The organism is Klebsiella sp. ZJOU C1, assembly GCF_035620215.1.
Taxonomy (GTDB): domain Bacteria; phylum Pseudomonadota; class Gammaproteobacteria; order Enterobacterales; family Enterobacteriaceae; genus Klebsiella; species Klebsiella variicola.
The window spans coordinates 694,209-712,086 of sequence record NZ_CP141644.1; the positions used below are offsets into that span (position 1 = coordinate 694,209).

A 17,878-nucleotide genomic window follows, 5' to 3' on the forward strand; every position below is an offset into this window, starting at 1 on the left:
TAGCGATGTCGTCATTTGACTATTTAAAAAGCGCCATTAAGCAGAAAGGCTGTACCCTGCAGCAGGTGGCGGAAGCCAGCGGAATGACCAAGGGGTATCTCAGCCAGCTGCTGAATGCCAAAATCAAAAGCCCGAGCGCGCAGAAGCTTGAAGCGCTGCATCGTTTCCTCGGGCTGGAGTTTCCCCGCCGGCAGAAAAGCGTCGGGGTGGTGTTTGGTAAGTTTTACCCGCTGCATACCGGGCATATCTATCTGATACAGCGCGCCTGTAGCCAGGTCGATGAGCTGCATATCATCATGGGCTATGACGATACCCGCGACCGCGAGCTGTTTGAAGAGAGCGCCATGTCGCAGCAGCCGACGGTGCCTGACCGCCTGCGCTGGCTGCTGCAGACCTTTAAATATCAGAAGAATATTCGCATCCACGCCTTCAATGAAGAGGGGATGGAGCCCTATCCGCATGGCTGGGACGTCTGGAGCCATGGGATCCGCGCTTTTATGAGTGAAAAAGGGATCGAGCCGAACCGGATCTATACCTCGGAAGAGGCCGATGCGCCGCAGTACCTTGAGCATCTGGGGATCGAGACGGTGCTTATCGATCCTAAGCGGACCTTTATGAATATTAGCGGCGGGCAGATCCGCGAGAACCCGTTCCGCTACTGGGAATATATTCCGACGGAAGTGAAACCGTTCTTTGTGCGGACGGTGGCGATCCTCGGCGGCGAGTCGAGCGGTAAATCGACGCTGGTGAATAAGCTCGCCAATATCTTCAATACCACCAGCGCCTGGGAATATGGCCGGGATTATGTCTTTTCGCATCTTGGCGGCGATGAGATGGCGCTCCAGTATTCGGATTACGATAAAATTGCCCTCGGACATGCGCAGTATATTGATTTTGCAGTGAAATACGCCAACAAGGTGGCGTTTATCGATACCGACTTCGTCAGCACTCAGGCCTTCTGCCTGAAGTACGAGGGGCGTGAGCACCCGTTCGTGCAGGCGCTGATTGATGAATACCGTTTCGACCTGGTGATCCTGCTGGAGAACAATACCCCGTGGGTGGCCGATGGGTTACGCAGCCTTGGGAGTTCGGTGGATCGTAAAGAGTTTCAGTCGCTGCTGGTGTCGCTGCTGAAAGAGAACGAGATCGAGTTTGTCCATGTTAAGGAGTCGGACTACGATGCCCGGTTCCTGCGCTGCGTTGAGCTGGTGAAACAGCTGATGGGCGAGCAGGGGTAGGTCCTCTGCGGGCTGTTGCCCTCACCCCAACCCTCTCCCGGTGGGAGAGGGAGCAAACCCTAAAAAAGGCAACTTGCGTTGCCTTTTTGCATTTACCTTGCCCTCACCCCAACCCTCTCCCAATGGGAGAGGGAGCAAACAATAAAAAAGGCAACCGAAGTTGCCTTTTTGCGTTTTATTTCGCGATACGCTTGTACTTGATTCGCTTCGGCTCCAGCGCGTCGGCGCCGAGGGTGCGTTTCTTATACTCTTCGTATTCGGTAAAGTTACCTTCGAAGAACTCAACCTTACCTTCATCCTGGTAATCCAGAATGTGGGTGGCAATACGGTCAAGGAACCAGCGGTCGTGCGAGATAACCATCGCGCAGCCCGGGAACTCCAGCAGGGCGTTTTCCAGCGCGCGCAGGGTTTCGATATCCAGGTCGTTGGTTGGTTCATCGAGCAGCAGGACGTTACCGCCGACCTGCAGCAGTTTCGCCAGGTGCAGACGACCACGCTCACCGCCGGACAGCTCGCCAACGCGTTTACCCTGGTCGACGCCTTTGAAGTTAAAGCGGCCCACGTAGGCGCGGCTCGGCATCTCGGTGTTGCCGATCTTCATGATATCCAGGCCGCCGGATACTTCTTCCCACACGGTCTTACTGTTGTCCATCGCGTCGCGGAACTGATCGACGGAGGCCAGCTTAACGGTTTCACCCAGGGTGATGGTGCCGGAATCTGGCTGCTCCTGGCCGGACATCATACGGAACAGGGTGGATTTACCCGCGCCGTTCGGACCGATGATGCCGACGATAGCGCCTTTCGGTACCGAGAAGCTCAGATCGTCAATCAGCACGCGGTCGCCGTAGGATTTGCGCAGATGGCTGACTTCCAGAACTTTATCGCCCAGACGCGCGCCTGGCGGAATGAACAGTTCGTTAGTCTCGTTGCGTTTCTGGTATTCGACGTTGTTAAGCTCTTCAAAGCGCGCCAGACGGGCTTTGCCCTTGGACTGACGGCCTTTCGCGCCCTGGCGAACCCACTCGAGTTCTTTCTCGATGGATTTACGACGCGCCGCTTCCTGAGAAGCTTCCTGCGCCAGACGCTGATCTTTCTGCTCCAGCCAGGAGGAGTAGTTGCCTTCCCACGGAATACCTTCACCGCGGTCAAGTTCGAGGATCCAGCCGGCGACGTTGTCGAGGAAGTAACGGTCGTGGGTAATCGCCACCACGGTGCCTTCGAAATCGTGCAGGAAGCGTTCCAGCCAGGCGACGGACTCGGCGTCCAGGTGGTTAGTCGGTTCGTCGAGCAGCAGCATATCTGGTTTTTCCAGCAGCAGGCGGCACAGCGCGACGCGGCGGCGTTCACCACCGGAAAGATTCGCGATTTTCGCATCCCAGTCCGGCAGGCGCAGGGCATCGGCCGCGCGCTCCAGCTGCACGTTCAGGTTGTGGCCGTCGTGCGCCTGGATAATCTCTTCGAACTTGCCTTGCTGGGCGGCAAGCTTATCGAAGTCCGCATCCGGCTCGGCGTATTTGGCATACACTTCGTCCAGACCCTTCAGCGCGTTAACCACTTCGGCGACCGCTTCTTCAACGGACTCGCGCACGGTGTGCTCCGGGTTGAGCTGCGGCTCCTGCGGCAGGTAGCCGATTTTGATGCCAGGCTGCGGACGCGCTTCACCTTCGATCTCGGTGTCGATACCGGCCATGATGCGCAGCAGGGTAGACTTACCGGCGCCGTTCAGACCGAGCACACCGATTTTCGCGCCAGGGAAGAAGCTGAGGGAGATATTTTTCAAAATATGACGTTTCGGCGGAACCACTTTGCCGACACGATGCATGGTATAAACGAATTGAGCCACGTTGGACTTCGCCTCTTTCTATTTTGATAGATAGTTCAAAGCCGAAGTGTAGCCTTTTTCGCGCGCTAATCCCAGCGAGGCGACAGGATTCACAGAAGCGTAAAAAAATGTCCAGGACATGGCGCGTTTAGCGTTGTCTGATTAGCATAAGTAAAGCTGCCTGCCGAACCGGCGGGGGCTTTTAAGCGGCACGATGCTGCGAAAATGCACCGGAAAGAGGAAGAGCTTGTGGAAAAAGCCAAAAAAATGGCGTGGCGTCTTTTGGCTGCCAGCGTTGGTCTGTTGACGTTGAGTCAGCTGGCGCATGCGGATTCACTGGATGAACAGCGCAACCGCTACGCACAAATTAAGCAGGCGTGGGATAACCGGCAGATGGATGTGGTCGACCAGCTGATGCCCACGTTAAGCACCTATCCCCTGTACCCCTATTTGCAGTACCGGCAGATCACCGACGATCTGATGAACCAGCCGGCGCTGGTGGTGAAAAACTTTATTGACGCCAATCCGACGCTGCCCCCGGCGCGTTCCTTACGTTCGCGCTTCGTGAATGAACTGGCCCGGCGCAGCGACTGGCGCGGCCTACTGGCGTTTAGTCCTGATAAGCCGACCAGCACCGAGGCACAGTGCAACTATTACTACGCCAAGTTGAGCGTGGGGCAGTCGCAGGAAGCCTGGAGCGGGGCGAAAGACCTGTGGTTGACGGGCAAGAACCAGCCTGGCGCCTGTGAGCCGCTGTTCAGCGCCTGGCGTGACTCCGGACAGCAGGATCCGCTGGCCTATCTCGAACGGATCCGCCTGGCGATGAAGGCCGGCAATATCGGGCTGGTCAAATCGCTGGCTCAGCAAATGCCCGGCAACTATCAGAGCATCGCTTCCGCCGTCGTCGCCCTGGCTAACGATCCAAATAGTGTTCTGACCTTCGCCCGCACCACCGGGGCGACGGACTTTACCCGCCAGATGGCCGCCGTCGCCTTCGCCAGCGTCGCCCGTCAGGATGTGGAAAATGCCCGCCTGATGATCCCTTCGTTGGTGCAGGCTCAGCAGCTCAACGAGGATCAAACTCAGGAGCTACGTGATATTGTCGCCTGGCGCCTGATGGGTACCGATGTAACCGAAGAGCAGGCTATCTGGCGCGATGACGCGATTATGCGCTCACAGTCCACGCCGCTAGTGGAGCGGCGCGTGCGGATGGCGCTGGGAACGGGCGATCGCCATGGCCTGAACACCTGGCTGGCGCGCCTGCCGATGGAGGCGAAAGAGAAAGACGAATGGCGCTACTGGCAAGCGGATCTGCTGCTTGAGCGCGGCAGGGACGAGGAGGCGCAGGCGATCCTTCGCTCGTTGATGCAACAGCGAGGCTTCTATCCGATGGTCGCTGCGCAGCGACTTGGCGAGGAGTATACCTTCCGCATCGATAAAGCCTCGGGAACGATCGATCCGGCGCTGGCTTCCGGTCCGGAGATGGCGCGGGTACGCGAGCTGATGTACTGGAATATGGATAACACCGCGCGCACCGAATGGGCGAACCTCGTCACCAGCCGAACCAAATCCCAGCAGGCGCAGCTGGCGCGTTACGCTTTTGATCAGCACTGGTGGGATCTGAGCGTGCAGGCGACGATCGCCGGCAAACTGTGGGATCAGCTGGAGGAGCGCTTCCCGCTGGCGTATAACGATCTGTTCGCGCGTTACATCAGTGGCAAAGATATCCCGCAGAGCTATGCGATGGCGATTGCCCGTCAGGAGAGTGCCTGGAACCCGAAAGTGCGCTCGCCGGTTGGCGCCAGCGGACTGATGCAGATTATGCCGGGCACCGCGACGCATACCGTCAGCATGTTCAGCATTCCCGGCTACAGCGGCCCGTCGCAGCTGTTGGATCCGGAAACCAACATCAACATCGGCACCAGCTATCTGCAGTATGTCTACCAGCAGTTCGGCAATAACCGTATCTATGCCTCGGCGGCCTATAACGCCGGGCCGGGCCGGGTTCGTACCTGGCAGGGGAACAGCGCCGGACGGATCGATGCGGTGGCGTTTGTCGAGAGTATTCCGTTCTCGGAAACCCGCGGCTACGTGAAGAATGTCCTCTCCTATGACGCCTACTATCGCTACTTTATGGGGCAGCAGGATAAGCTCTTCAGCGATGCGGAGTGGCGGCAGCGTTACTGATCGCCGGGAAGTATGTTATGCTTTGTACTCGTTGAAGAGTACATTCGACGGGCAGCGTAAGCTGCCCGTCTCAATATGGTGGCGCGATATGACCCAACAATCTCCTTATTCCGCGGCCGTTGCCGAACAACGTCATCAGGAGTGGCTGCGCTTTGTGGCGCTGTTACAACAGGCCTATGCTGAGGATCTGCATCTGCCATTGCTGCAGCTGATGCTGACGCCCGACGAGCGCGAAGCGCTGGGCACCCGGGTGCGCATTATTGAAGAGCTGCTGCGCGGTGAGATGAGCCAGCGCGAACTGAAAAATGAGCTCGGCGCCGGGATTGCGACCATTACCCGCGGGTCGAACAGCCTGAAATCAGCGCCGGCCGAACTGCGTCAGTGGCTGGAACAGACGCTGCTGACTAGCGATAAATAGCGTTATGAAACGGGCTTAACGCCAGCACGACCGCCTGATGGTAAACGCTGCTGCGGGTTAATTTTCCACCGGTGAAAACCCCAATCGCTCCCTCTTTACGACCGATCTGGTCGATGCCGGTATACTGCGACATGACCGGTCCCAGGGCTTCACCAGCGCGAACCTGCTCAAGAATTACCTCAGGTAACGGCAGTGTGGCTGAGCGCGCTTCTCCGCGCCGATCAGCGCTTTCAATGACCACCCAGCTAAAGGTGCTGCCATCGTCGATACCGGCCTCAATGGCCACCCAGAAATCGGCACTGGGTTGGACAAGACGCGCATTGGCGACGCGATTTCGTGCGCCAGCGCGCGTTTCCTCGCTGCCGAAGGGCTGTTCCGGCACGCCGCTCTCGACGGAGACGGACTCAATATGGCAGGATCCTTCGCCGAAAATCTCGTTAAAAGCCTGCAGAATTGCCTGAATTTTGGCGGGATTAGTGGTCGCTGAGACAACATGGTGCATAATCAAAACAACTCAGAATAAACTAACGTCATCGCAGTATACTCTAAATCACCCTCAGGGCAGGCGGTAATGCCCAAACCCGGTTGATAACGAGTCCAGAACGGAAAAAAAGCATGTTACAGGTATACCTTGTTCGCCACGGTGAAACGCAGTGGAACGCCGAGCGACGTATTCAGGGTCAGTCCGATAGCCCGCTGACCGCACACGGTGAGCGCCAGGCCTGGCAGGTTGGCGAGCGCGCCAGAACGCTGGGGATCACCCATATTATTACCAGCGATCTGGGACGAACCCGCCGCACAGCAGAGATTATCGCCGAAGCCTGCGGCTGCAGCGTGATCGCCGATGCGCGTCTGCGCGAGCTGGATATGGGGGTGCTGGAGAAGCGCCATATCGACTCGCTCAGCGACGAAGAAGAGGGCTGGCGTCGCCAGCTGGTCAACGGCACGCCGGATGGCCGTATTCCGCAGGGCGAATCGATGCAGGAGCTCAGCGAGCGGATGCATGCGGCGCTGGCATCCTGTCTGGAATTACCGGCCGGTAGCCGACCACTGCTGGTGAGTCATGGGATTGCGCTGGGCTGCCTGGTGAGCACGATTTTAGGGCTGCCAGCATACGCTGAGCGTCGTTTGCGACTGCGCAACTGCTCTATCTCGCGCGTTGACTATCAGCAAAGCCCGTGGCTGGCTTCCGGCTGGGTGGTGGAAACGGCGGGCGACGTCTCGCATCTTGACGCCCCCGCGATGGACGAGCTGCAGCGTTAACGACGAATCGGGATCAGATACTCGCAGCGTAACTGAATCGGCGTAGCCTGATCCCGGTTTTCATCTTCAGGGTAGAAGCGTTCAATATCCAGCCCCTTGCGACGGGTCAGGTTTAGCATCGGCATGCAGGTACCGTAGACCGTCAGGATGAATTCCTGCAGGCCGGTGCCCAGTCCTTCATACGTGAACATGACATACTCGCCGCCCTCCAGGGTGACCGGGTGGGCGTTCTGCAGATGACCATTAGCCATCTCCGGCGTCAACGCGGTGGTATAGAACACTTCCTGCTCATCGTCTTTCTCCAGGCTCGGACGCGGCTCATGCAGCCCGTAGAGCACCGGAGGGATCGACGGCGAATTGCCGAGGAAGTCCCGCCAGAACTGGACGCGCATCTGGTTGCGGAAATCGGAGATTTCCTCGAGCTTACAGGTATAGCTCTGGGTGACGCCGAGCAACTGAGTGGTGGGCAGGGCGACAAATTCATGTTTTGGCAGCGTGAATTCGCCAAGACGCAGCGGCGGACGCATACCGAACGAGCTCCAGTCCGGGGAGCGGCGGTAGAGCGCCGGCGTCAGCGAGAACTGCTTTTTAAATGCCCGGGTGAAGGTCTGCTGGGAGTCGAAACGGTACTGAAGCGCAATATCAAGGATTGGACGGGCGGTTAGACGTAATGCGACAGCAGATTTCGATAACCGGCGCGCGCGAATATAGGCACCGATGGCATGGCCGGTGACATCCTTAAACATTCGCTGTAAATGCCACTTGGAATAACCTGCCTTCGCCGCCACATTGTCCAGAGAAAGCGGCTGATCCAGGTGACCTTCCAGCCAGCTAAGGAGATCGCGAATAATCCCTGCTTGATCCATAAAATGTCCCCATCCTTAAACACAGGTGCCTGATATTAAAGTAGCGGATAATAGCATTTTTTGATGTTTTAGCATTCAGTGTTTTTTTTGCTTTTAAATGCGGAAGGTCAGTGGAGCTGAACGATAATTTTGTAAAGCTGTGATCTATAAACCTTTTCTGCTAAGTGCGTGATAATCACTCAGCTATATTTTTTAATAATGGTAACAATATGAAATACAAGAAGTTTGCGATGGGCCTGCTGCTGCTGGCCGGCTGCCAGATGGCTCAGGCGGAGCAGATTGGTTCCGTGGATACGGTCTTCAAATGGTTAGGGCCGGATCACAAAATTGTCGTCGAAGCCTTTGACGATCCGGATGTGCAGAACGTGACCTGCTATATCAGCCGGGCGAAAACCGGCGGGATCAAAGGCGGGTTGGGGCTGGCGGAAGATACCTCCGACGCGGCCATCTCCTGCCAGCAGGTCGGGCCGATTGAGCTGACGGACAAAATCAAAAACGGCAAAAGCCAGGGCGACGTGGTGTTCCAGAAGCGCACCTCGCTGGTGTTTAAAAAACTGCAGGTCGTGCGTTTCTATGATGCGAAGCGCAATGCGCTGGTCTATCTGACCTACTCGGATAAAGTGGTTGATGGCTCGCCGAAGAACGCCATCAGCGCCGTGCCGATCATGCCATGGAATAAATAAACGGGAGCGCGCATGCAGCAGCCACGGATTTGGTTAGTCGAGGATGAACAGAGTATCGCTGATACCCTGGTTTACCCGCTGCAGCAGGAGGGCTTCCAGGTCACCGTCTTTGGCCGCGGGTTGCCCGCGCTGGAGGCGGCGGCGCATCAGGCGCCCGATGTCGCCATCCTTGACGTCGGCTTGCCGGATATCAGCGGCTTTGAGCTCTGTCGGCGCCTGCAGACGCGTTATCCGGCGCTGCCGGTGCTGTTTCTGACGGCGCGGAGCGACGAGGTCGATAAGCTGCTGGGGCTGGAAATCGGCGCTGACGATTATATCGCCAAGCCGTTTTCGCCGCGCGAAGTCTGCGCGCGGGTGCGAACCGTGCTGCGGCGACTGCAGAAGTTTGCCGCGCCTTCGCCGGTGGTGCGCGTCGGCGAGTTTGTGCTCGATGAGCAGGCGGCGTCGATAAGCTGGTTCGGCCAGCCGCTGAACCTGACGCGCTACGAATTCCTGCTGTTGAAAACCCTGCTTCACGCGCCTGGTCGCGTCTTCTCCCGTCAGCAATTGATGGAGCTGGTGTGGAGCGATGCCTGGGAAAGCCTCGACCGTACCGTCGATACCCATATCAAAACCCTGCGCGCCAAGCTGCGGGCCGTGAATCCCGAGGTTACGCCGATCAATACCCATCGCGGCATGGGCTACAGCCTGGGGCGTGGCTGATGCGTATCGGCATGCGCCTGCTGCTGGGCTATTTTCTTATCGTCGCTATCGCCGCGTGGTTTGTGCTGTCGATCTTTGTCCAGGAAGTGAAGCCAGGCGTGCGCGGGGCGACGGAGGGGACCCTCAACGATACCGCCACGCTGCTGGCGGCGCTGGCGCGTGAGGACCTGCAGGCGGCAAATCCGCAGCAGGGCAGGCTGGCTCAGGCCTTTCAACGGCTCAACCAGCAGCCGATCAACGCCCATATTGGCGGAATTAAAAAGGTGCGTAATGAGTACCGTGTCTATCTGACCGATGCCAGGGGCAAGGTGGTGTTTGACTCCAGCGGACAGGCGACAGGGCAGGACTATTCGCGCTGGAATGATGTCTGGCTCACCCTGCGCGGCCAGTACGGCGCGCGCAGTACGCGCAGCGATCCGCATGATGAAACCAGCTCAGTCATGTATATCGCCGCGCCAGTGATGGATAAGGGGCGGATTATCGGGGTGTTGAGCGTCGGTAAACCCAACCTGGCGATGACGCCGGTCATCAAGCGCAGCGAACGGCGGATCCTCTGGGCCGGCGGCGCCCTGCTGGGCATTGCGTTGTTGATTGGCGTCGGCGTCGTCTGGTGGATCAATTTCTCTATCGGCAAGCTGGTGCGCTATGCGGACTCGGTGACCGCTGAGCGCCCGCTGCCGCTGCCGGAGGTTGGCAGCAGCGAATTGCGCAAGCTGGCCCAGGCCCTGGAGAGCATGCGGGTAAAGCTCGAAGGTAAGAATGCCATCGAAAACTATGTCTATGACCTGACCCATGAACTGAAAAGCCCGCTGGCGGCCATCCGCGGCGCGGCGGAGATCCTGCGCGAAGGGCCGCCGCCTGAGGTAGCGGCGCGGTTTACTGATAATATCCTCGCGCAAAACACCCGGATGCAACTGCTGGTGGAGCGGCTGCTCCAGCAGGCGCGACTGGAAAGCCGGCTGGAGATAAAGCAGCAGCCGGTGTCGATAGATGCGCTATACCAACGGCTGACGGAGGAGCGTGACATCGCTCTGGCGGCGAAAGCTATCACCCTGCGCTGGCGGGAGAGTGGGATGCTGGTCAATGGCGATGGCGAGCTGCTGGCCCAGGCGCTGGGTAATCTGCTCGACAACGCGATTGACTTTACCCCCAAGGGCGGCGAGATCGCCCTGGCTGCGGAGAAGCGAAATGAAGAGGTGCAATTGAGCGTTATCGACAACGGGTGCGGTATTCCGGACTATGCCCTGGAACGAATCTTTGAGCGATTCTACTCGCTACCGCGCGAAGACGGCCATAAGAGCAGCGGCCTGGGACTGGCGTTCGTTCGTGAAGTCGCGCGCCTGCATCAGGGTGATATTCATCTGCACAATCGGCCCGAAGGCGGCGTGGTCGCCACGCTGCGACTTCACCGTCCCTTCACATAGCTTCAAATTCCCCCCACATAGCCGCTCTACAGTGAGGCCATCACGATAGGGAGAAAGGCTATGTTGAAATCACCGTTATTCTGGAAAATCACCACGTTAATCGGTTGTGTTGTGCTGTTATCTTTGCCGTTAATGATGGTCAGGGAGCTTATTAATGAGCGGGCGGATTATCGTAGCGAAGTGGTGGACGCCATTGAGCAAAGCACCAGTGGTTCGCAAAAACTTGCCGGGCCGCTGATCGCTATTCCGATAACCGAGACCTTGACCCGCATGGAGAACCAAAAAGAGGTCAACTATCAGCGGAGCTGGGTGTATTACTGGCTGCCGGAGTCGCTGGCGGTCACCGGCAAACAGACCGTGGAGTCGAGGAGGGTGGGCATCTACAGCGGCCAGGTCTGGCATAACGCCTTGCAGATTAAGGCCTCGTTTGATCCGCTGCGTCTGGCGGCGCTGAGAAAAACGAATATCGTCTTAGGCCCGCCGCGGCTGGTGGTGAGCGTCGGCGATGCCCGCGGCATTGGCGCCATCCATGCCCCGGAGGTCAACGGTAACGTATTAAGCGTGGAGCCGGGGCTGGGGATAAGCGGCGATGGCGCAGGTATTCATATGCCAATGCCTGCGCTGGCGGAGGACAACAAGCCGCTTGAGATTGCCTTTTCACTCGATCTGAACGGGACGGGAGAGTTTTCACTGGTGCCGATCGGGCGTAACAGCGAGCTGCAGTTAACCAGTAACTGGCCGCATCCCGGCTTTCTCGGCAGCTTCCTGCCAACGCAACGGGAAGTGAGTGCTGCCGGCTATCGCGCCCACTGGCAAAGCAGCTGGTTCGCCAACGATATGGGGAGCTATTTTAAGGATGATATGGAGATCCCGTGGTCGCGGCTGCCGGCGTTCAGTGCCGATGTGATGTCCCTTGCCGACCAGTACCAGCTAACCGATCGGGCGACAAAATATGCCATCCTGTTAATCGGGCTCACCTTTATGGCTTTTTTCGTGTTCGAGAGCCTGACCCGTCGTCCCCTGCATCCGATGCAGTATCTGCTGGTGGGCCTGTCGCTGGTGCTGTTTTACCTGGTGCTGCTGGCGCTCTCGGAGCATGTTGGATTTACCGCCGCCTGGCTGGCGGCCAGCCTGTCCGGCGCGGTGATGAACGGGGTCTATTTACAGGCAGTGCTCAGGGGATGGCGTAACAGCCTGCTGTTTGTCGCCGCGCTGCTGCTGCTGGATGGTGTGATGTGGTTTCTGCTGCATTCCGAGGACAGCGCGCTACTGCTGGGTACCGGGGTACTGGTACTGGCGCTGAGCGTCCTGATGTTTTTGACCCGCCGGGTGGACTGGTATGCGTTATCGTTACCGAAAGGCAGTGCGCCCCCGCCGCCGGCTGCCGATGACGACAAGCTGCGCCTCTGGAAAGAGTGACGACATAAAAAAACGGCGCCCTGAGGCGCCGTTTTCACATCATGGCTGCGGAATAAAACGCATTATTCCTGCAGATCGCCACAGAAACGGTAGCCTTCACCGTGAATGGTGGCGATGATTTCCGGGGTATCCGGAGTGGATTCGAAGTGTTTACGAATCCGACGAATGGTCACGTCAACGGTACGGTCATGCGGCTTCAGCTCGCGACCGGTCATTTTCTTCAGCAGCTCGGCGCGAGACTGAATTTTGCCCGGGTTTTCGCAGAAGTGCAGCATCGCGCGGAATTCACTGCGCGGCAGCTTGTACTGCTCGCCGTTCGGGCTCACCAGTGAGCGGCTGTTGATATCGAGTTCCCAACCATTGAACTTGTAGCTCTCCACGCTGCGGCGCTCTTCGCTCACGGTACCGAGATTCATGGTACGGGAGAGCAGGTTGCGCGCGCGGATGGTCAGCTCACGCGGGTTAAACGGTTTAGTGATATAGTCGTCAGCGCCGATTTCGAGGCCAAGGATCTTATCCACTTCGTTGTCGCGGCCGGTTAAGAACATCAGCGCGACGTCAGCCTGCTCACGCAACTCGCGCGCCAGCAGAAGACCATTTTTACCCGGCAGGTTGATATCCATGATTACCAGGTTGATATCATTTTCAGACAGGATCTGATGCATTTCCGCGCCATCGGTCGCTTCGAATACATCGTAACCTTCTGCTTCGAAAATACTTTTTAACGTGTTGCGTGTTACCAACTCGTCTTCAACGATAAGAATGTGCGGGGTCTGCATGTTTGCTACCTAAATTGCCAACTAAATCGAAACAGGAAGTACCAAAGTCCCTGACCTGCCTGCTGCATGTCGCAAATTAACATGCGCGGCGTAACATGACTAAAGTACGTAATTGCGTTCTTGATGCACTTTCCATCAACGTCAACAACATCATTAGCTTGGTCGTGGGTACTTTCCCTCTGGACCCGACGGTGTCAAAAACGGCTGTCATCCTAACCATTTTAACAGCAACATAACAGGCTAAGAGAGGCCGAACACCCAATAAAACTACGCTTCGTTGACATATATCAAGTTCAATTGTAGCACGTTAACAGTCTTGTGAAATCATTGCATCGTCATGCTCTTTATAGTCACAATCCTTACACAGCTCAACTAGTTGCGTGGATAAATTAATAAATACAGTGAATCCAATGCATGGAACGATGGCTCAGATGAAATTTCATTGCCCATCATATGGATAAATGGGTTCTGTTAACATACTCCTCGTCATGGCCTCCTGAGAACAGTTTAGATTTTTTTATGGGTAAGCAAACGCAATTTTAGTGATTTTTGTTGCAAATTTGTAAATTTTCACCGCGTAAAATGGTGGGGCCAGCGCTTCACCAACGCCTGAGAGAGAGAAAGAAACCGCAATGCGTTTAACGATTATTTTAGTCGCCCCAGCCCGGGCAGAAAACGTCGGTGCCGCTGCCAGAGCAATGAAAACGATGGGATTTCGCGATCTCAGGATCGTGGACAGTGAAGCCCACCTGGCGCCAGCGGCACGCTGGGTGGCGCATGGCTCAGGTGACATCCTCGATGGCGTCACTACCTATCCAACCCTTGCTGCGGCGCTGCACGACGTCGATTTTACCGTCGCCACCACCGCCCGCAGTCGCGCGCGGTTTCACTACTACGCCACGCCGCAGCAACTGTTGCCACTGCTGGAGGAGAAGGCGCAGTGGATGACGCACGCGGCGCTGGTTTTTGGCCGTGAAGACTCCGGGTTGAGCAATGAGGAGCTGGCCCTGGCCGATGTGCTCACCGGCGTGCCGATGGTAGCGGATTATCCATCGCTCAATCTCGGCCAGTCGGTGATGGTCTACTGTTATCAATTAGCATCGCTTATGCAACAAACGGCTCCCGCCGCCACCGCGGCAGATCATCATCAGCTGCAGGCGTTACGCATCCGCACCGAGGCATTGCTTTCGCGTTTAGGCGCGGAGGAGGATGCCAAACTGGCCGACTGGCTGGCGCAACGAATGGGGCTGCTGCAGCAGCGCGACACGGCAATGTTGCATCGATTGCTGCATGATATTGAAAAAAACCTACCAGAATAAAGCTCTATCATATTTTTTAGTTATAGTTATCTGTGCTGTTTTTGTGGGATAAATTCCGCCGAACTGGATGTTTTTTCTTGCCATGACGGCGCAATACGTAAGCTGGCTGAAATGGGGTTAATTGAGAAATTCATTGACTTAAGAAGGCAGATACTTTAACCAATATAGGCAGGACACACAGACAGATAAAAATACAGAGTACACAACATCCATGAATCGCATCGGCATGATTACCACCATTATCACCACCACCATTACCACAGGTAACGGTGCGGGCTGACGCGTACAGGAAACACAGAAAAAAGCCCGCACCTGAACAGTGCGGGCTTTTTTTTTGACAAGAGATCAAGGGGTAAGAACCATGCGAGTGTTGAAGTTCGGCGGTACATCAGTGGCAAATGCGGAACGTTTTCTGCGGGTTGCCGATATTCTGGAGAGTAATGCCAGGCAGGGGCAGGTAGCGACCGTACTGTCTGCCCCGGCGAAGATCACCAACCACCTGGTGGCGATGATTGAAAAAACGATCGGTGGCCAGGATGCCCTCCCGAATATTGCCGATGCTGAACGCATTTTTGCCGAACTTCTCCAGGGCCTTGCCGATGCCCAGCCCGCTTTCCCGCTTGCCCAACTGAAAGCCTTCGTTGAGCAGGAATTTGCTCAGATTAAGCATGTCCTGCACGGCATCAGCCTGCTGGGCCAATGCCCGGATGGGGTTAATGCCGCGCTGATCTGCCGTGGCGAAAAGCTCTCCATCGCCATCATGGCGGGTCTGCTGGAAGCCCGTGGACATAAAGTCAGTGTGATTAACCCGGTCGAAAAACTGCTCGCCGTGGGCCACTATCTGGAATCCACCGTCGATATCGCCGAATCCACCCGCCGCATTGCCGCCAGCCAGATCCCGGCAGACCATATGATCCTGATGGCCGGATTTACCGCCGGCAATGAGAAGGGCGAACTGGTGGTGCTGGGGCGTAACGGCTCCGACTATTCGGCGGCGGTACTGGCCGCCTGCCTGCGCGCGGACTGTTGCGAAATCTGGACCGATGTCGACGGGGTGTATACCTGCGATCCGCGCCAGGTGCCAGATGCGCGTCTGCTGAAATCAATGTCTTATCAGGAGGCGATGGAGCTCTCCTACTTTGGCGCGAAAGTGCTGCATCCGCGCACCATTGCCCCTATCGCTCAGTTTCAGATCCCATGCCTGATCAAAAATACCGGCAACCCGCAGGCGCCGGGAACGCTCATCGGCGCCAGTCGCGATGAAGACGACCTGCCGGTGAAAGGCATCTCTAACCTCAACAATATGGCGATGTTCAACGTCTCCGGTCCGGGGATGAAAGGTATGGTCGGCATGGCGGCACGCGTCTTCGCCACCATGTCCCGCGCTGGCATCTCGGTGGTATTGATCACCCAATCCTCTTCGGAGTACAGCATCAGTTTCTGCGTGCCGCAGAGCGATTGCGCGCGTGCCAAACGGGCGATGGAAGATGAGTTTTATCTCGAGCTGAAAGAGGGGCTGCTGGAGCCGCTGGCCATTATGGAGCGTCTGGCCATCATCTCCGTGGTGGGCGACGGGATGCGTACCCTGCGCGGTATCTCGGCGAAATTTTTTGCGGCGCTGGCCCGCGCCAATATCAATATCGTGGCGATTGCCCAGGGCTCTTCCGAGCGCTCTATTTCGGTGGTGGTCAGCAATGACGACGCCACCACCGGCGTGCGCGTGACCCATCAGATGCTGTTCAACACCGACCAGGTGATTGAAGTGTTTGTCATCGGCGTCGGCGGTGTCGGCGGCGCGCTGCTGGAGCAGATCAAGCGCCAGCAGGGATGGCTGAAGAACAAACATATCGATCTGCGCGTCTGCGGTGTAGCCAATTCTCAGGCGCTGCTGACCAGCGTTCATGGCCTGAATCTGGAGAACTGGAGTGAAGCGCTGGCGGAGGCGAAAGAGCCGTTTAATCTTGGCCGTCTGATCCGCCTGGTGAAAGAGTACCACCTGCTCAATCCGGTGATCGTCGACTGTACCTCCAGCCAGGCGGTCGCCGATCAGTACGCCGACTTCCTGCGCGAAGGTTTCCATGTGGTGACGCCGAACAAAAAGGCCAATACCTCTTCGCTGGATTACTATCACCAGCTGCGCCATGCGGCCAGCAGCTCGCGCCGTAAGTTCCTCTATGACACTAACGTTGGCGCTGGCCTGCCGGTGATTGAGAACCTGCAGAACCTGCTCAACGCCGGCGATGAGCTGCGCCACTTCTCCGGGATCCTTTCCGGCTCTCTGTCCTTTATCTTCGGCAAGCTGGACGAGGGGGTGAGTTTCTCAGCCGCGACGGCGCTGGCCCGTGAGATGGGGTATACCGAGCCGGATCCGCGCGACGATTTATCCGGGGTGGATGTCGCGCGTAAGCTGTTGATTCTGGCCCGTGAGACCGGGCGTGAACTGGAGCTGTCAGACATTATCGTGGAGTCGGCGCTGCCGGCGGACTTCGACGCCAGCGGCGACGTCGAAACCTTTATGGCCCGTCTGCCCTCGCTGGACGATGGGTTTGCTTCGCGGGTTGCTAAGGCACGTGATGAAGGTAAAGTCTTGCGCTACGTCGGTAACATCGAAGAGGATGGTACCTGCCGCGTGAAAATTGCCGCCGTTGACGGCAACGATCCATTATTCAAAGTCAAAAATGGTGAGAACGCGCTGGCCTTTTACAGCCACTATTATCAGCCACTGCCGCTGGTGCTGCGCGGCTATGGCGCCGGGAACGACGTCACGGCGGCCGGCGTATTTGCCGACCTGCTGCGCACCTTGTCCTGGAAGTTAGGAGTTTAAGATGGTCAAAGTATATGCCCCGGCTTCCAGTGCCAATATGAGCGTCGGGTTTGATGTGTTGGGCGCGGCGGTCACGCCGGTGGATGGCACGCTGCTGGGCGATAACGTCACTGTTGAAGCGGCGGAGCAATTCAGTCTGCACAATCTGGGACGCTTTGCCAGCAAACTGCCGACGGCGCCGCAGGAAAACATTGTTTATCAGTGCTGGGAAAGCTTTTGCCGGGAGATCGGTAAGACGGTACCGGTGACGATGACCCTGGAAAAAAACATGCCGATCGGCTCCGGGCTCGGCTCCAGCGCCTGCTCGGTGGTCGCCGCGCTGGTGGCCATGAACGAGTTCTGCGGTAAGCCGCTCAACGAGACGCGGATGCTGGCGCTGATGGGGGAGATGGAAGGGCGTATCTCCGGCAGCATTCACTACGATAACGTGGCGCCGTGCTATCTTGGCGGCATGCAGTTGATGATCGAAGAGAACGGGATTATCAGCCAGCAGGTGCCGGGGTTTGATGAGTGGCTGTGGGTGTTGGCCTATCCGGGGATTAAAGTATCCACCGCCGAAGCGCGGGCGATTCTGCCGGCACAATACCGCCGCCAGGATTGTATCGCCCATGGTCGCCACCTCGCGGGCTTTATTCATGCCTGCTACACCCGCCAGCCGCAGCTGGCGGCAAAATTGATGAAAGATGTCATTGCCGAACCGTACCGTACCAAACTGTTGCCGGGCTTTAGCGAAGCGCGCCAGGCGACAATGGAGATCGGTGCGCAGGCTTGCGGCATCTCCGGCTCTGGCCCGACGCTGTTTGCGTTGTGTGATAAACCGGACACCGCACAGCGCGTCGCCGACTGGCTTGGCGCGCACTATCTGCAGAATCAGGAAGGCTTTGTTCATATTTGCCGGCTGGACACGGCGGGCGCACGCGTAGTGGGATAACCA

The 17,878-nt window shown here is 57.3% G+C and carries 17 protein-coding genes and 1 other annotated feature; of the genes, 13 read left to right on the forward strand and 4 right to left on the reverse strand.

Features of this window, described 5'->3' with window-relative positions; translation table 11 throughout:
* Window positions 1-5 precede the first annotated feature (5 nt).
* Window positions 6-1,238 carry a multifunctional transcriptional regulator/nicotinamide-nucleotide adenylyltransferase/ribosylnicotinamide kinase NadR gene (gene nadR, locus SPE70_RS03295; RefSeq protein ID WP_002887802.1) on the forward strand — a complete coding sequence of 411 codons (1,233 nt, stop codon included), beginning with the start codon at window positions 6-8 and terminating at the stop codon, window positions 1,236-1,238.
* Between the two features lie 175 nt (window positions 1,239-1,413).
* Here the strand turns inward: nadR and ettA are convergent, their stop codons facing one another.
* The gene (gene ettA, locus SPE70_RS03300) at window positions 1,414-3,081 is read right to left on the reverse strand and encodes an energy-dependent translational throttle protein EttA (RefSeq protein ID WP_012968984.1); all 1,668 of its coding nucleotides are present in this window, start codon (window positions 3,079-3,081) and stop codon (window positions 1,414-1,416) included.
* A 228-nt stretch (window positions 3,082-3,309) separates the two neighbouring features.
* Between ettA and sltY the strand changes: the two genes are divergently transcribed.
* Window positions 3,310-5,247 carry a murein transglycosylase gene (gene sltY, locus SPE70_RS03305; RefSeq protein WP_023297040.1) on the forward strand — a complete coding sequence of 646 codons (1,938 nt, stop codon included), beginning with the start codon at window positions 3,310-3,312 and terminating at the stop codon, window positions 5,245-5,247.
* A gap of 88 nt (window positions 5,248-5,335) precedes the next feature.
* Window positions 5,336-5,665 carry a trp operon repressor gene (gene trpR, locus SPE70_RS03310; protein ID WP_012542918.1) on the forward strand — a complete coding sequence of 110 codons (330 nt, stop codon included), beginning with the start codon at window positions 5,336-5,338 and terminating at the stop codon, window positions 5,663-5,665.
* Here trpR and yjjX read toward each other — a convergent pair.
* Window positions 5,652-6,167 (reverse strand): inosine/xanthosine triphosphatase, encoded by a 516-nt coding sequence (yjjX, locus tag SPE70_RS03315; RefSeq protein WP_008807517.1) that lies wholly within the window; start codon window positions 6,165-6,167, stop codon window positions 5,652-5,654. The two genes, trpR and yjjX, sit on opposite strands and share 14 nt — an antisense overlap.
* Before the next feature lie 113 nt (window positions 6,168-6,280).
* Between yjjX and gpmB the strand changes: the two genes are divergently transcribed.
* Window positions 6,281-6,928 carry a 2,3-diphosphoglycerate-dependent phosphoglycerate mutase GpmB gene (gene gpmB, locus SPE70_RS03320; protein WP_008807516.1) on the forward strand — a complete coding sequence of 216 codons (648 nt, stop codon included), beginning with the start codon at window positions 6,281-6,283 and terminating at the stop codon, window positions 6,926-6,928.
* Here gpmB and robA read toward each other — a convergent pair.
* Window positions 6,925-7,794 (reverse strand): MDR efflux pump AcrAB transcriptional activator RobA, encoded by an 870-nt coding sequence (gene robA, locus SPE70_RS03325; RefSeq protein ID WP_008807515.1) that lies wholly within the window; start codon window positions 7,792-7,794, stop codon window positions 6,925-6,927. The two genes, gpmB and robA, sit on opposite strands and share 4 nt — an antisense overlap.
* A gap of 209 nt (window positions 7,795-8,003) precedes the next feature.
* Between robA and creA the strand changes: the two genes are divergently transcribed.
* Genes creA through creD form a run of 4 tightly spaced genes read left to right on the forward strand, consistent with a single transcriptional unit; the run spans window position 8,004 to window position 12,022 of the window.
* Entirely contained in the window at window positions 8,004-8,477 is a 474-nt protein-coding gene (gene creA, locus SPE70_RS03330) for a protein CreA (protein ID WP_012542917.1), read from the forward strand.
* A gap of 12 nt (window positions 8,478-8,489) precedes the next feature.
* On the forward strand, window positions 8,490-9,179 hold the full coding sequence (gene creB / locus SPE70_RS03335; protein WP_016160268.1) for a two-component system response regulator CreB: 690 nt from the start codon (window positions 8,490-8,492) through the stop codon (window positions 9,177-9,179).
* The gene (gene creC, locus SPE70_RS03340; RefSeq protein WP_044650241.1) at window positions 9,179-10,603 is read left to right on the forward strand and encodes a two-component system sensor histidine kinase CreC; all 1,425 of its coding nucleotides are present in this window, start codon (window positions 9,179-9,181) and stop codon (window positions 10,601-10,603) included. Before creB ends, creC begins: the two co-directional genes overlap by 1 nt.
* A 60-nt stretch (window positions 10,604-10,663) precedes the next feature.
* On the forward strand, window positions 10,664-12,022 hold the full coding sequence (gene creD / locus SPE70_RS03345; protein WP_064170625.1) for a cell envelope integrity protein CreD: 1,359 nt from the start codon (window positions 10,664-10,666) through the stop codon (window positions 12,020-12,022).
* Window positions 12,023-12,084: 62 nt separating this feature from the next.
* Here creD and arcA read toward each other — a convergent pair whose 3' ends face one another.
* Window positions 12,085-12,801: a two-component system response regulator ArcA gene (arcA, locus tag SPE70_RS03350; protein WP_002887843.1), complete on the reverse strand. Its 717-nt coding sequence runs from the start codon at window positions 12,799-12,801 to the stop codon at window positions 12,085-12,087.
* 95 nt (window positions 12,802-12,896) lie between these two features.
* Here arcA and yjjY point away from each other — a divergent pair, with 95 nt between their 5' ends.
* The 5 genes from yjjY (at window position 12,897) to thrB (ending at window position 17,875) form a co-directional block, all read left to right on the forward strand.
* Window positions 12,897-13,037 carry a YjjY family protein gene (gene yjjY / locus SPE70_RS03355; RefSeq protein WP_001541509.1) on the forward strand — a complete coding sequence of 47 codons (141 nt, stop codon included), beginning with the start codon at window positions 12,897-12,899 and terminating at the stop codon, window positions 13,035-13,037.
* Between the two features lie 396 nt (window positions 13,038-13,433).
* Window positions 13,434-14,120, forward strand: coding sequence for a tRNA/rRNA methyltransferase (locus SPE70_RS03360; RefSeq protein WP_022065748.1), 687 nt, complete (start codon window positions 13,434-13,436; stop codon window positions 14,118-14,120).
* Between the two features lie 211 nt (window positions 14,121-14,331).
* Window positions 14,332-14,400 (forward strand): thr operon leader peptide, encoded by a 69-nt coding sequence (thrL, locus tag SPE70_RS03365; RefSeq protein WP_004222578.1) that lies wholly within the window; start codon window positions 14,332-14,334, stop codon window positions 14,398-14,400.
* Window positions 14,339-14,456, forward strand: a sequence feature (Thr leader region). It overlaps the preceding gene by 62 nt.
* A gap of 25 nt (window positions 14,457-14,481) precedes the next feature.
* Window positions 14,482-16,944, forward strand: coding sequence for a bifunctional aspartate kinase/homoserine dehydrogenase I (gene thrA / locus SPE70_RS03370; RefSeq protein WP_008807509.1), 2,463 nt, complete (start codon window positions 14,482-14,484; stop codon window positions 16,942-16,944).
* A gap of 1 nt (window position 16,945) precedes the next feature.
* Window positions 16,946-17,875, forward strand: coding sequence for a homoserine kinase (gene thrB / locus SPE70_RS03375; RefSeq protein WP_008807508.1), 930 nt, complete (start codon window positions 16,946-16,948; stop codon window positions 17,873-17,875).
* The last annotated feature ends 3 nt before the right edge of the window (window positions 17,876-17,878 follow it).

Excerpts from the sequence above, each read along its gene's own strand:
- nadR (WP_002887802.1), top strand. The coding sequence starts at position 6 with ATGTCGTCATTTGACTATTTAAAAAGCGCCATTAAGCAGAAAGGCTGT.
- trpR (WP_012542918.1), top strand. The coding sequence starts at position 5,336 with ATGACCCAACAATCTCCTTATTCCGCGGCCGTTGCCGAACAACGTCAT.
- yjjX (WP_008807517.1), bottom strand. The coding sequence starts at position 6,167 with ATGCACCATGTTGTCTCAGCGACCACTAATCCCGCCAAAATTCAGGCA.
- gpmB (WP_008807516.1), top strand. The coding sequence starts at position 6,281 with ATGTTACAGGTATACCTTGTTCGCCACGGTGAAACGCAGTGGAACGCC.
- robA (WP_008807515.1), bottom strand. The coding sequence starts at position 7,794 with ATGGATCAAGCAGGGATTATTCGCGATCTCCTTAGCTGGCTGGAAGGT.
- creA (WP_012542917.1), top strand. The coding sequence starts at position 8,004 with ATGAAATACAAGAAGTTTGCGATGGGCCTGCTGCTGCTGGCCGGCTGC.
- creB (WP_016160268.1), top strand. The coding sequence starts at position 8,490 with ATGCAGCAGCCACGGATTTGGTTAGTCGAGGATGAACAGAGTATCGCT.
- creC (WP_044650241.1), top strand. The coding sequence starts at position 9,179 with ATGCGTATCGGCATGCGCCTGCTGCTGGGCTATTTTCTTATCGTCGCT.
- creD (WP_064170625.1), top strand. The coding sequence starts at position 10,664 with ATGTTGAAATCACCGTTATTCTGGAAAATCACCACGTTAATCGGTTGT.
- arcA (WP_002887843.1), bottom strand. The coding sequence starts at position 12,801 with ATGCAGACCCCGCACATTCTTATCGTTGAAGACGAGTTGGTAACACGC.
- yjjY (WP_001541509.1), top strand. The coding sequence starts at position 12,897 with ATGACTAAAGTACGTAATTGCGTTCTTGATGCACTTTCCATCAACGTC.
- SPE70_RS03360 (WP_022065748.1), top strand. The coding sequence starts at position 13,434 with ATGCGTTTAACGATTATTTTAGTCGCCCCAGCCCGGGCAGAAAACGTC.
- thrA (WP_008807509.1), top strand. The coding sequence starts at position 14,482 with ATGCGAGTGTTGAAGTTCGGCGGTACATCAGTGGCAAATGCGGAACGT.
- thrB (WP_008807508.1), top strand. The coding sequence starts at position 16,946 with ATGGTCAAAGTATATGCCCCGGCTTCCAGTGCCAATATGAGCGTCGGG.